This window comes from Lysobacter sp. TAF61, from assembly GCF_052113485.1.
GTDB lineage: Bacteria > Pseudomonadota > Gammaproteobacteria > Xanthomonadales > Xanthomonadaceae > Lysobacter_J.
Genome location: NZ_JBFRDH010000002.1, coordinates 76,634 through 88,988, shown reverse-complemented (window position 1 = coordinate 88,988; position 12,355 = coordinate 76,634). Strand labels below are relative to the sequence as shown.

10 protein-coding genes are annotated in these 12,355 nt (G+C 69.7%); 6 read left to right on the top strand and 4 right to left on the bottom strand.

Translation table 11 applies throughout. From position 1 onward, the window contains the following. Window positions 1-59 precede the first annotated feature (59 nt). Genes AB4Y64_RS04850 through AB4Y64_RS04840 form a run of 3 tightly spaced genes read left to right on the top strand, consistent with a single transcriptional unit; the run spans window position 60 to window position 3,355 of the window. A complete protein-coding gene (locus AB4Y64_RS04850) occupies window positions 60-515 on the top strand; it encodes a (2Fe-2S)-binding protein (RefSeq protein ID WP_441815318.1) in 456 nt (151 codons plus the stop codon). Between the two features lie 43 nt (window positions 516-558). Then, complete coding sequence (locus AB4Y64_RS04845; RefSeq protein WP_441815317.1) at window positions 559-2,754, top strand: molybdopterin cofactor-binding domain-containing protein; 2,196 nt, start codon at window positions 559-561, stop codon at window positions 2,752-2,754. Between the two features lie 10 nt (window positions 2,755-2,764). Further along, window positions 2,765-3,355, top strand: a complete 591-nt coding sequence (locus AB4Y64_RS04840; RefSeq protein ID WP_441815316.1) for a hypothetical protein — start codon at window positions 2,765-2,767, stop codon at window positions 3,353-3,355. A gap of 61 nt (window positions 3,356-3,416) precedes the next feature. Here the strand turns inward: AB4Y64_RS04840 and AB4Y64_RS04835 are convergent, their stop codons facing one another. From AB4Y64_RS04835 to AB4Y64_RS04820, 4 genes are read right to left on the bottom strand one after another with little or no spacing between them, the layout of a single operon-like run. Further along, entirely contained in the window at window positions 3,417-6,599 is a 3,183-nt protein-coding gene (locus tag AB4Y64_RS04835; protein ID WP_441815315.1) for an efflux RND transporter permease subunit, read from the bottom strand. Between the two features lie 12 nt (window positions 6,600-6,611). Then, window positions 6,612-7,877 (bottom strand): efflux RND transporter periplasmic adaptor subunit, encoded by a 1,266-nt coding sequence (locus AB4Y64_RS04830; RefSeq protein WP_441815314.1) that lies wholly within the window; start codon window positions 7,875-7,877, stop codon window positions 6,612-6,614. Then, window positions 7,874-9,196 carry a TolC family protein gene (locus AB4Y64_RS04825; protein WP_441815313.1) on the bottom strand — a complete coding sequence of 441 codons (1,323 nt, stop codon included), beginning with the start codon at window positions 9,194-9,196 and terminating at the stop codon, window positions 7,874-7,876. Before AB4Y64_RS04825 ends, AB4Y64_RS04830 begins: the two co-directional genes overlap by 4 nt. 55 nt (window positions 9,197-9,251) lie before the next feature. Beyond that, window positions 9,252-9,632: a hypothetical protein gene (locus AB4Y64_RS04820; RefSeq protein ID WP_441815312.1), complete on the bottom strand. Its 381-nt coding sequence runs from the start codon at window positions 9,630-9,632 to the stop codon at window positions 9,252-9,254. Window positions 9,633-9,801: 169 nt separating this feature from the next. Here AB4Y64_RS04820 and AB4Y64_RS04815 point away from each other — a divergent pair, with 169 nt between their 5' ends. The 3 genes from AB4Y64_RS04815 to hemC all read left to right on the top strand — a co-directional run bounded on the left by AB4Y64_RS04815 (window position 9,802) and on the right by hemC (window position 12,302). Beyond that, complete coding sequence (locus AB4Y64_RS04815; RefSeq protein ID WP_441815311.1) at window positions 9,802-10,500, top strand: alpha/beta hydrolase; 699 nt, start codon at window positions 9,802-9,804, stop codon at window positions 10,498-10,500. 100 nt (window positions 10,501-10,600) lie between these two features. Then, the gene (locus tag AB4Y64_RS04810) at window positions 10,601-11,338 is read left to right on the top strand and encodes a LytR/AlgR family response regulator transcription factor (RefSeq protein WP_441815310.1); all 738 of its coding nucleotides are present in this window, start codon (window positions 10,601-10,603) and stop codon (window positions 11,336-11,338) included. Window positions 11,339-11,387: 49 nt separating this feature from the next. Next, complete coding sequence (gene hemC, locus AB4Y64_RS04805; RefSeq protein WP_441815309.1) at window positions 11,388-12,302, top strand: hydroxymethylbilane synthase; 915 nt, start codon at window positions 11,388-11,390, stop codon at window positions 12,300-12,302. Window positions 12,303-12,355: the final 53 nt, after the last annotated feature.

Sequence of the window (12,355 nt, the reverse complement as noted above, 5' to 3'; positions counted from 1 at the left end):
GGCGCTGGCAGGGGCGGTGCTAGGCTGCCCCGGTCCCCAGCCGCCGCAAGGGAATCGTCATGAAATTGCTGGTCAACGGCAGCGAGCACGAGGTCGCCGCCCTACCCGACATGCCACTGCTGTGGGTGCTGCGCGACCTGCTCCATCTCACCGGCACCAAGTTTGGTTGCGGCATCGCCCAGTGCGGCGCCTGCACGGTGCACGTCGACGGCGCACCGCGGCGCGCCTGCGTCACGCCCGTGGCCACCGTCGCAGGCAAGCAGATCACCACCATCGAAGGGCTGTCGAAGGACGGCTCGCACCCGGTGCAGCGCGCCTGGGCAGAACTCGACGTGGTCCAGTGCGGCTACTGCCAGTCCGGCCAGATCATGTCGGCCGCGGCGTTGCTGGCGAAAGTGCCGGTGCCCACCGACACCGATATCGACCAGGCGCTGTCGGGAAACATCTGCCGTTGCGGCACGTACCAGCGCATCCGCGCCGCCGTGCATCGCGCCGCCGAGCTTGATAAGGCCTGACGCTGCAAGGCATGACATTTCCGGAGGTCCCATGAACGCCGCGATGCAAGCGTCCCGTCGTCGCTTCCTGAAGTCCGGCGCCGTCGCAGGCGCGGGCCTGGTGGTCGCTTTCGTCATTCCCGGCGCCAGCCGATTCGCATTGGCCGCCGCCGAGCCGGCAACCGCCGCCGTTGCGGCCGGCTTCGCACCCAACGCCTTCCTGCGCGTCGGCGACGACGACAGCGTGACCGTGCTGGTCTCGCATTCGGAAATGGGCCAGGGCATCTGGACCGGCCTGGCAATGCTGATCGCCGAAGAGCTGGACGCCGACTGGTCCAAAGTCAGGGTCGAACACGCACCGGCGGCGCCGGCCTATGCGCACACCGTCTTCGGCATGCAGATGACCGGCGGGTCGACCTCGACCTGGTCGGAGTTCGATCGCTATCGGCAGGCCGGCGCCACCGCGCGGGCGCTGCTGGTGGCCGCCGCCGCGCAGCGTTTCGGCGTGCCAGTCGATCAGGTCCGTACCGAGAACGGTATGGCGATTGCCGGCGACCAGCGCGCGCGCTACGGAGAACTGGCCCAGGCCGCCGCGCAGTTGCCGCCACCGGCGAAGGTGGCGCTGAAGGATGCCAAGGACTGGAAGCTGATCGGCCAGCCGACCAGACGCCTGGATACCCCGGAGAAGATCACCGGCCGCGCGCAGTTCGGCATGGACGTGCAGTTCGAAGGCCTGCTGACGGCGCTGGTCGCGCGGGCGCCGGTGTTCGGCGGCACGGTGAAGTCGTTCGATGCGACGACGGCGTTGGGCGTGCCGGGCGTGCGCAAGGTGGTGCAGGTGCCCAGTGGCGTGGCGGTGGTCGCCGATCACTTCTGGGCGGCCAAGCTCGGTCGCGATGCCCTGCGCGTCGACTGGGACCTCGGCCCCAACGCCGCGCTCGACACCCAGGCACTGCGCGAGCAGTTCCGCGCGCTCGCCGCCAATGCCGGCACGGTCGCCAGCACTGCAGGCGATGCCAAGGGCGGGATGGCCAAAGCGGCCAAGACGCTGGAGGCCGAGTACCACGTGCCGTACCTGGCGCATGCGCCGATGGAACCGCTCAACTGCACGGTCAAGATCGATGCCGCCGGCTGCGAGATCTGGACCGGCACCCAGTTCCAGACGATCGACCAGCAGGTGGCCGCGCAGATCACCGGGCTCAAGCCGGAACAGGTGCAGATCCACACCACCTTCCTGGGCGGCGGCTTCGGCCGGCGCGCCACGCCCACCTCGGATTTCGTCAGCGAAGCAGTGCAGGTGGCCAAGGCCGCAGGCGCGCCGGTCAAGACGGTCTGGACCCGCGAAGACGATGTGCGCGGCGGCTACTACCGTCCGATGTACCTGCAGCAGGCGCGCATCGGCCTGGACGCGCAGGGCATGCCGATCGCCTGGCACCACGTGCTGGTCGGGCAGTCGATCCTGGCGGGCACGCCGTTCGAATCGGCGATGGTCAAGAACGGCATCGACTCGACTTCGGTCGAGGGTGTCGCCGACTCGCCCTACCTCGAGGACATCGCCGACCACCGCGTCGAACTGCATTCGCCGCGCACGGGCATCCCGGTGCTGTGGTGGCGCTCGGTCGGGCACAGCTACAACGCATTCGTCATGGAAAGCCTGGTCGATGAACTGGCGCATGCGGCCGGCCAGGATCCGGTCGCGTACCGGCGCGCATTGCTCAGGAACCATCCGCGCCACCTGGCGGCGCTGAACCTGGCCGCGGAGAAGTCCGGCTGGGGCACGCCGCTGCCGCAGGGGCGCGGGCGTGGTGTTGCCGTGCACGAGTCGTTCGGCAGCTATCTGGCGCAGGTCGCGGAAGTGTCGGTCGAGAACGGTGCGATCCGCGTGCACCGCGTGGTCTGCGCGATCGACTGCGGCCTGGCGGTCAATCCCGAAGGCGTGCGCGCACAGATGGAATCGGGGATCGCCTTCGGCCTGGGCGCGGCGCTGCACAGCGCGCTGAGCTTCAAGGACGGCCACGTGCAGGAGTCGAACTACCACGACTACCAGGTGCTGCGCTTGAGCGAGATGCCGAAGGTCGAAGCGCACATCGTGCCGAGCAGCGAAAAGATGGGCGGCGCCGGCGAGCCCGGTACCGCACCGATCGCGCCGGCCGTGGCCAATGCGGTCTTCGCCCTGACCGGCCAGCGCCTGCGCGAGTTGCCGCTGCGCCTGGCGGCCGTGGCGCCCGAAAAGAGCGCACCCGCCGCAGCCACTGCCTGAGGAGCCGTCCATGCGTCTTTCGATCGCATCGCTGATCCTGTCGGCACTGGCCGTGTCCACGGCCTGCGCGCCGAAGATGAGCCCGGAGCAGAAGGCCCAGGGCGTTGCCGCCTTCGCCACCATCGAGAAAGTGTTCCAGCACCCGCGCTGCAGCAACTGCCATATTCCGGGCGACCAGCCGCTGCAGTTCGATGCGCAGACGCCGCACATGATGAACGTCGTGCGCGGCCCCGACGGCAAGGGCGCGGCGGGCCTGCCGTGCGCGAGTTGCCACGGCGAGGCCAACCTGCCGGCGAGCTACGGCCCGCACGCGCCACCCGGTGCGCCGCACTGGTCGCTGCCGCCACCGGACCGGAAGATGGCCTGGATCGGCGTGCCGGCGGCGCAGCTGTGCGAGATGATCAAGGACCGCAAGCGCAACGGCGATCGCGATTTCAATGCGCTGTTCAAGCACATCGCCGAGGACAAGCTGGTGCTGTGGGGCTGGGCCCCGGGTGGCAACCGCGAACCGGTGCCGGTGCCGCACGACGAGTTCGTGCAGGCCTTCAAGGCGTGGACCGACGCCGGTGGGCCGTGCCCGGACGCGGTGGGCCACTCGTGAAGCCGGGCCAGTCGTGACGTGACGGCAGGAGCCGGCGGTCGGCTCCTGCCACCAGACACCATCAGGTTGCTGCGGTCGCGTTGGTGCCCTCCTTGCGATGCAGCCAGCGATACAGCACCGGCAGCACCAGCAGGGTCAGCAGCGTCGACGAAACGATACCGCCGATCACCACCGTCGCCAGCGGCCGTTGCACTTCCGCGCCAGCGCCCTGGTTGAAGGCCATCGGCACGAAGCCCAGCGAGGCCACCAGCGCCGTCATCAGCACCGGCCGCAGCCGGCCGAGCGCACCGTCGCGAATCGCCAGGTCCAGCGCAGTGCCCTGTTCGCGCAGCTTGCGGATGAAGGCGATCATCACCAGCCCGTTGAGCACCGCCACGCCCGACAGCGCGATGAAACCGACGCCGGCCGAAATCGACAACGGGATTCCGCGCAGCGCCAGCGCGATCACGCCGCCGGTCAGCGCCAGCGGCACGCCACTGAAGACGATGCCGGCATCGCGCACCGAGCCCAGCGACCAGAACAGCAGGGCGAAGATGATCACCAGGGTCACCGGCACCACCACCGACAGCCGCTGGCTGGCAGAGATCAGCTGTTCGAACGTGCCGCCGTAGTCGATCCAGTAGCCGCTCGGCATCTCGACCTGGCTGCCTACACGCGCGCGCAGTTCCGTCACGAAGCCGCCGAGGTCGCGGCCGCGCACGTTTGCCGTCACCACCACGCGGCGCTTGCCGTTCTCGCGGTTGATCTGGTTCGGGCCCAGTTGCGTCTCGATCCTGGCCACTTCGCGCAGCGGCACGGTGCGTGGCGTTCCCGATGTCCAGCTGCCGGCGAGGCTGGACTCGTCGTCATCCGCATCACCGCCGGGCAGCGGTATGGGCAGGTCGGCCAACGCGGCCGGATCACGCCGCAGGCGTTCGGGCAGGCGCACGACGATGTCGAAGCGACGATCGCCCTCGAACAGCTGCCCGGCGACCTCGCCGCCGACGGCGGTAGCGACCGTGGCCTGCACGTCGCCCGGATTGAGGCCGTAGCGGACCAGAGCCTGCATATCGGGGAGCACGGTCAGCAGCGGCAGGCCGGTGGTCTGCTCGATCTTGACGTCGGCCGCACCCGGCACCGACCTGGCCACCGCCTCGATGCGTTTTCCGACCTCCACCAGCGTGTCGAGGTCGTCGCCGTACACCTTCACCGCGACATCGGCGCGCACCCCCGAGATCAGCTCGTTCATGCGCATCTGGATCGGCTGGGTGAACTCGTAGTTGTTGCCGGGCAGGCTGCGCGCCGCCGCCTCGAGTTCGGCAACCAGCGTGTCCTTGGACTTGCCAGGGTCGGGCCAGGCCTTGCGCGGCTTGAGCATCACGAACGTGTCGGTCACCGATGGCGGCATCGGGTCGTTGGCGATCTCGGCGGTGCCGATCTTGCTGAAGACCCGCTCGACTTCGGGCAACGCGCCCAGCGTGCGCTCCAGTGTCGTCTGCATGCCCACTGCCTGGGTCAGGCTGGTGCCGGGAATGCGCATGGCATGGATGGTGACGTCGCCTTCGTCGAGGTTGGGGATGAACTCGCTGCCCAGGCGCGTTGCCAGCAATCCGCAACCCACGACCAGCGCGGCCGCGGCGGCGAACACCCAGCCGCGACGTTGCAGCGTCCACGCCAGCATCGGTGCATAGCGGCGGCTGCACCACTGCATCACCCGGTTTTCCTTCTCCTCGACGCGGCCACCCAGGAACAGCGCGATCGCCGCCGGCACGAAGGTCAGCGACAGCAGCATCGCCCCGCTCAGCGCCAGCACCACGGTGATCGCCATCGGGTGGAACATCTTTCCCTCGATGCCGGTGAGGGCGAAAATCGGCAGGTAGACCGCGGTGATGATGCCGACACCGAACAGGCTCGGCCGGATCACCTCGGCCGTTGCCGTGGCGGTCAGCTCGAAGCGCTCCTCCTTGTCCAGGGCTCGGCCCAGCAGGTGCTGCATCTCGCCGAAGCGGCGCAGGCAGTTCTCGATGATGATCACCGCGCCGTCGACGATCAGGCCGAAGTCGAGCGCGCCCAGGCTCATCAGGTTGCCCGAGACGCCGCCGCGGACCATGCCCCAGACCGTGAACAGCATCGCCAGCGGAATCACCGCGGCAGTGATCAGCGCCGCGCGGAAGTTGCCGAGCAGGACGAACAGCACCACCACCACCAGCAACGCACCCTCGGCCAGGTTCTTCGACACGGTGGCGATGGTGCGGTCGACCAGCCCGGTGCGGTCGTAGACCGGTGTCGCTTCCACCCCCGGGGGCAGGCTGGCATTGACCGCCTCCAGGCGGGCGGCGCTGGCCTGGGCGACCTCGCGGCTGTTGGCGCCCACCAGCATGAAGACGGTGCCGAGCACGACCTCGCGACCGTCCTGCGTGGCCGCGCCGTTGCGCAGCTCGGGACCCTCGCCCACGCGGGCAACGTCGCCCACGCGGATCGGCACGCCGTCGCGACGGTCGAGCACGATCTCGCCGATTGCAGCGATGTTGGCGACCTGGCCCGGCACCCGCACCAGGAACTGCTGGCCGTTGCGCTCGATGTAGCCGGCGCCGATGTTCTGGTTGTTGGCGGCGATGGCCGTTACCAGGTCGCGCAGGGTGAAGCCCAGCGCCATCATCCGCGACGGTTCCGGAGTGATGTGAATCTGCCGGGCAAAACCGCCGATCGTGTTGACCTCGGTGACGCCCGGCGTATTGCGCAACTGCGGCCGGACCACCCAGTCCTGCAGCGTGCGCAGGTCGGTCGCGGTCCACGGCGTGCCGTTGGCCTTGCGCGCCTCGGGATTGGCCTCGACGGTGTACATGAAGATCTCGCCGAGTCCGGTCGCGATCGGCCCCATTTCCGGCTCGATCCCCGATGGCAGCTGCGAACGCGCCTGCTGCAGCCGCTCGGCCACCTGCTGGCGGGCGAAGTACAGGTCGGTGCCGTCCTTGAAGACCACCGTCACCTGCGAGAGGCCATAGCGCGACAGCGAGCGCGTGTAGTCGAGCCCGGGCAGTCCGGCCATCGCCGTCTCGATCGGGAAGGTGATGCGCTGTTCCGATTCCAGCGGTGAATATCCGGTGGCTTCGGAATTGACCTGCACCTGGACGTTGGTGATGTCGGGCGTGGCGTCGATGGGCAGCTGGCGGAAGCTCCAGATCCCCAGCACCACCAGCGCCAAGGTGAGCGCGAGCATCAGCCAGCGGTGGCCGATGGCGAAGCGGATGATTTTCTCGAGCATGTCGGCGTCTCCTCAGTGATCGTGCGAGGCGCCGGACTTTTCGATGTCCGCCTTGATGAGATAACTCTGTTCGACCACGACCAGGTCGCCCGGCTTCAGGCCGGAGCGCACTTCCACCCGTTGTCCGTCGCGTTTGCCCAGTTCCAGCGGACGCACCTCGTAGGTGTCGCCGACGCGGACGAACACGACGTCCCAGTCGCGGAAGGTCTGCAACGCCGACAGCGGCACCACCAGCGACGCCGGTTGCTGGGCCACGGTGATGCGCGCGCGCACCGCCGAGCCCGGGCGCCACAAGCCGTCGATGTTGTCCAGCGTGGCGCGGGCGACCGTGCTCTGGCTGGCGGTGGCGGTGTTGGGCAACACGCGCTCGAGCTGGGTGTCGGCACTCACGCCGTCGCTCAGCCGCGTGACCCGCACCGGCACGCCCGGGCGGATGTGCTGGGCGTCGGCACCGAAGATGTGCAGGTCCACCCACAGCTTCGACAGGTCGGCAATCTCGAACAAGGGCGCGCCTTCGCTGGCGACATCTCCGACGCTGGCATTGCGCGCCAGCACGACGCCGTCGATGGGCGAGGCGACCGTGTAGCTGGTCAGGCTGAGGTTGCTTTCGATCGTCGCCAGTGGCTGGCCGGCGCGGACGCGGTCGCCCAGGTTGGCGCGCAGTGCACGGACCGGCCCGGGGAAGCGTGCCGCGACTTTCGCTTCGCGGCCCTCCACCGGGGTCAGCAGGCCCTGCACCTCGTGCTCGTCGGCGATCAGCCCCGGCGCTGCCGGCGCAACGCGGATGCCCGACGACTGCGCAGTGGCGTCCTCGATCCGGGTACGTCCCTCGTAGCTGGGGTAGTTCCAGCGCAGCGGCTTGCCTTCGATGCTGGCAATCACCTCGACGTCGAACGAATGCGGCTCGGCGACGGTGCCGGTGGCGATGAGGCTGCCGTCGGGCCGGGCGGTGAGGGCGTGTCGCTCGCTCGCGCCTCCCAACCGCCGCAGTCGGACTTCGACCGTGCCGGCCGTGGCCGGCAGCGGTGTCTCGCCGCGATAGATCCACGCCTGGTAGCGCGGTGGCGTGCCGTCTTCGGCGATGGCCAGTTCGACCCGATAACCGGACTGCTCCAGCACGCGTCCGCCGTGGACGCCCTTGACGGCCTCTTCGGCCTGGCCGTGGTCGTCGCCGCTTTCGTCGGCGTGGCCCGCATCGTTGGAGGTTTCGCCGCCGCACGCGGACAGCAGCAGGGACAACATCAGCGCCAGCGCGCTGGTCTTGGCGAACGTGATCATGGGGTCTGGCCTCGTGCGTGGGCGGTGGCGACGACGAGGGGCTCGCCGGTGAGTCGCTGGATTTCGATCAGGGCACGTTGCGCCGATAGCGCGGCCTCGAGTTGCTGGCGGCGTGCGTCGGTGACGTCCGATTGCAGCTGCGACAGTTCCAGGTAGCTGATCGCACCGGCGCCGAATGCGTGCTCGGCCGCGCGCTGTGCACGCGCCAGTTTCGGCAACACGTCATCGCGCAGGCGCAGCACTTCCAGTTGCGCCACGCGGTAGCGGCCGTGGGCCTCGACCAGGGTCGAGTACAGCGCCATGCCCTGTGCCTCGCGTTCCACTTCGGTGACGACCAGCTCCGCCTCCGCCGCGCGCACCAGCGGCTGCGCACGGCTGCGGCTGGCCAGGGGCAGCGAAACGCCGCCGAGCAGCGCGACGTCGTTGTCGGCGGCGTCGGTCTTCTCGTTGAACATCCGCACGCCCACCTGCCATTGCAGGTCCGGCGCGGCCTGGGCACGCGCCAGCTGCAGGCGTGCTTCCCCGATCCGGCGCTGGTCGGCGAAACGCAGCAGTTCCGGTGTGCGCAGCAGCAGTTCGGCGAGGACGTCGAAATCGGCAATGTCCGGCAGCGTCAGCAGGTTGGCGCTGGCGAGTTCGAAGTCGGGTTCGCGTTCGCCCCACAGTGCGGCCAGGTGCTGGCGTGCGGCATCGCGCGCCTGGGTGGTGCGGCGGCGTTCGAGTTCGGCGCGTGCCAGTGCCGCCTGCGCGGTCAGCACCACCGACTCGGGCGATGCGCCGGCATCGAGGCGCCGCTGCGCGGCGGCCACGGTGCGGCGTCGCTGCGCGATGTCGTCGTCGGCGATCTGCAGCAGCGGCGTGCCCGCGGCGACGGTGAGGTAGCGCCGCGCGGTTTCCGCCAGCAGGTCCAGGCGGGTGGTTTCGCGCTCCACGCCGAGCGCGTCGATGCGGCTTTGCGCGAGCGCGCGGCGAGCGTCGCGCTTGCCGCCGCGTTCGAGCACCGAGGCCAGCGTCAGGCTCAGTTCGGCGCGGTCCAGCCCGCGGTAGTCGTTGCTGCCCAGTACGTTCTCGAGTTCGGCGCCGGCGACCAGCGCGGGACGCTGACCGGCGACCTCGCGCTCGGCGCTGAGGATGTCGCCGCGCACGTCGGACAGGCGAAGGTCGGGATGGGGCAGTGGCTGGTCCGGGCTGCCCGATGACTTGGGGGCAACGACGCGTGCGAACGCATCGTCCAGGGTCAGGCGGTCGGCGGCTTGGGCGGGCAGGGCCGCAGCAAGCACGACGACCAACGCGGCACAGGCCGCGAGTCGCGAAGGCATGGGAATTACTCCGATTGGAAGGGTGGCGGAAAACCGGCGCAGGGGCCGGGACCGGTCACGCCTGGATCGGAGGACGGAACGGAGCTGTCAGGCGCGCCGGCGCGAAAGCGACCGACAGCGTGGCGACCGGCGAGGCGGCCACGGCGACGGCTAGCTCGATCTGCATGCGCGGCAGCACAGCCGCCTGCTGGCCACAGCAGTGGCTCAGGTGCCAATGATCGTCGTCGTGCCCGTCCTTGCCATCCGGTGCGGGCGCGCCGTCGTGGCCGTGGACACTCGCCTCGTGGTCGTGCGCCTGCGCGCCCGCCGCCACGTGCGCGGTGAGTTCATGCACTTCCTCGGCGAACGCCAGCGCCGGCTTCAGCGTGAAGCCGGCCAGCAGCAGGCCAAGCAACAGCAGGCGCAGGGCAGCGGCGATGGCGGAGGACGCAGGCATGACAGCAAGGGTAAGCGTTGGACGCGGCGATACACAATTTCGCTGATGGCATCGCCGGCAAGGCGCTATTGCCCCAGGTGGCGGCCGATTTGGCGCAGCAAGCCCGGGAAACGACCTCGCCATCGCGGCGGCGATGGCAGGGCAGCGCCGCAGCGGCGACAATGCCGGCATGGATGCCATCGCCCCCCTGCTCGAAACGGTCGAGCACGAAACCGCCCCCTCGCCGACCTGGACCGTGCTGTGGCTGCACGGCCTGGGCGCCGACGGCAATGACTTCGCCCCGATCGTGCCCGAGCTGGTGCGTCGCGACTGGCCGGCGCTGCGCTTCGTGTTCCCGCATGCGCCGGTGCGTCCGGTCACGATCAACAACGGCATGCGCATGCGCGCCTGGTACGACATCATCAGCTTCGACTTCGACGCGCTGGCTGCCGGCAAGCGTGCCGACGAGGCCGGCGTGGCCGAGTCGGTGGCGCAGGTCGAAGCCCTGATCGCGCGCGAAGGTGCGCGCGGCATCCCGCCCGAGCGGATCGTCCTGATCGGCTTTTCCCAGGGCGGCGCGATTGCGCTGGCGTCGGCTTTGGGCCGGGAAGTGCCCCTGGCCGGCGTGGCCGGGTTGTCGACCTACCTGCCGCTGGGGCAGCAGCAGGCAGCGGCGAAACTCAGGCCTGCGGCCTTGTCGCAACCGGTGTTCATGGCCCATGGCCAGTTCGATCCGGTGGTGCCGGCGGTGATCGGCCAGCTCGGTGCGGCCACCATGAAGGACCTCGGTTTCGCCCTGGAGTGGCACGACTACCCGATGGCCCACCAGGTCTGCGCCGAGGAAATCCAGGCCCTGGGCGACTGGCTGGGTCACCGTTTTGCGGGCTGAGTCGCATCCTCATTGATCGAAAGGCCCCGGCCGATTGGTAGCGGGCGCTGGCGGGGGCTACCATCGGTGCGGATGTAATGCCGACCGGGTGGACGCGCCAATGAGGGTAGTGATCGCCGATGACGAGCCGCTGGCGCGCGAGCGCCTGCGGGGACTGCTGGCCGAACAGGTCGGCGTCGAAGTCGTCGCCGAAGCGGCCGATGGCCAGCACGCACTGCATGCCTGCGCCGAACACCATCCCGATCTGGTGCTGCTCGACATCGCCATGCCCGGCATCGACGGGCTCGAGGCGGCACGCCACCTGGCCGCATTCGAACCGCGGCCGGCGGTGGTGTTCTGCACTGCCTACGACGCGCACGCGCTGTCGGCCTTCGAGGCCGAGGCGATCGATTACCTGGTCAAGCCGGTGCGCGCCGAGCGCCTGGCTGCGGCGCTGGAGCGCGTGCGCACGTTCGCTGCCGGGCGTGAACGCACCACCGCCACCGCAACGGCTGGAACCAGCCAGCGCCGCAGCCACCTGTGCGCGCGCCTGCGCGGCAGCCTGCGCCTGATCCCGATCGAGGACGTGCACTACTTGCAGGCCGAAGAGAAGTACGTGGTCGTGCATCACGCGCGCGGCGAGGACCTGATCGAGGAGTCGCTGAAATCGCTCGAGGATGAGTTCGGCGAGCGCTTCGTCCGCATCCACCGCAATTGCCTGGTCGCCCGCCACGAGATCGTCGAACTGCGTCGCGCCGCCGACGGCCACGTGCAGGCGGTGCTGCGCCATGGCAAGCAGCCGCTGGAAGTCAGCCGGCGCTGCGTGGCCGGGCTGAAGGATGCACTGAAACACCTCTAGGCCGCCGCCCCGCGTGCTCCTGCCGGAGTGTTCCGGCGATAATGCCGGCATGACCACGCTCCGCATCGCCACCCGCAAGAGTCCGCTCGCCCTGTGGCAGAGCGAGCATGTCGCCCAGCGCCTGCGCGAGGCCCACCCCGGCCTCGCCGTCACCCTGGTGCCGATGAGCACGCGCGGCGACGAGGTGCTGGACCGCTCTTTGGCGGCGATCGGCGGCAAGGGCCTGTTCCTCAAGGAGCTGGAGCTGGCGATGCTGCGCGGCGAAGCCGACTGCGCCGTGCACTCGCTCAAGGACGTGCCGATGGAGCTCGAACCGGGATTCGCCCTGCCGGCGATCCTGGCGCGTGCTGACTACGCCGATGCCTTCGTCAGCAACCACCATGCCGACATCGCCGCGCTGCCGCAGGGTGCGCGCGTGGGAACGTCCTCGCTGCGGCGCCAGGCGCAGTTGCGCGCGCTGCGGCCCGACCTGCAACTGCTCGACCTGCGCGGCAACGTCAACACCCGCCTGTCCAAGCTCGACGGCGGCGAGTACGACGCGATCGTGCTGGCCTGCGCCGGCCTGGATCGACTCGGGTTCCACGCCCGCATCCGCTCGCGCCTGCAGGCGCCGGAGTGGTTGCCGGCGCCGGCGCAGGGCGCGGTCGCGATCGAGTGCCGCGACGACGATGTCGCCACCCGTGAGCTGTGCGCCCGCCTCGACCACAGCGACACGCGCGTGTGCGCCGAGGCCGAGCGTGCGATGAACCGCGCCCTGCACGGCAGCTGCCACGTACCGGTCGCGGCCTACGCGCAACTCGACGGCGAACACCTGCACCTTGCCGGCCTGGTCGGTTCGGTGGCCGATGGCCGCGTCGTGCGCGCACAGGCGCAAGGCCGCGGCGATGCGCCCGAATGCCTCGGACTGGAAGTCGCGCAGATGCTGCTGGAACAGGGCGCCGCCGAGTTCATCGCGGCCACCTGAGCAAACCCCCGTTCGTCCTGAGCGTAGCGCCCCGGCGCGAAGTCGAAGGGCGC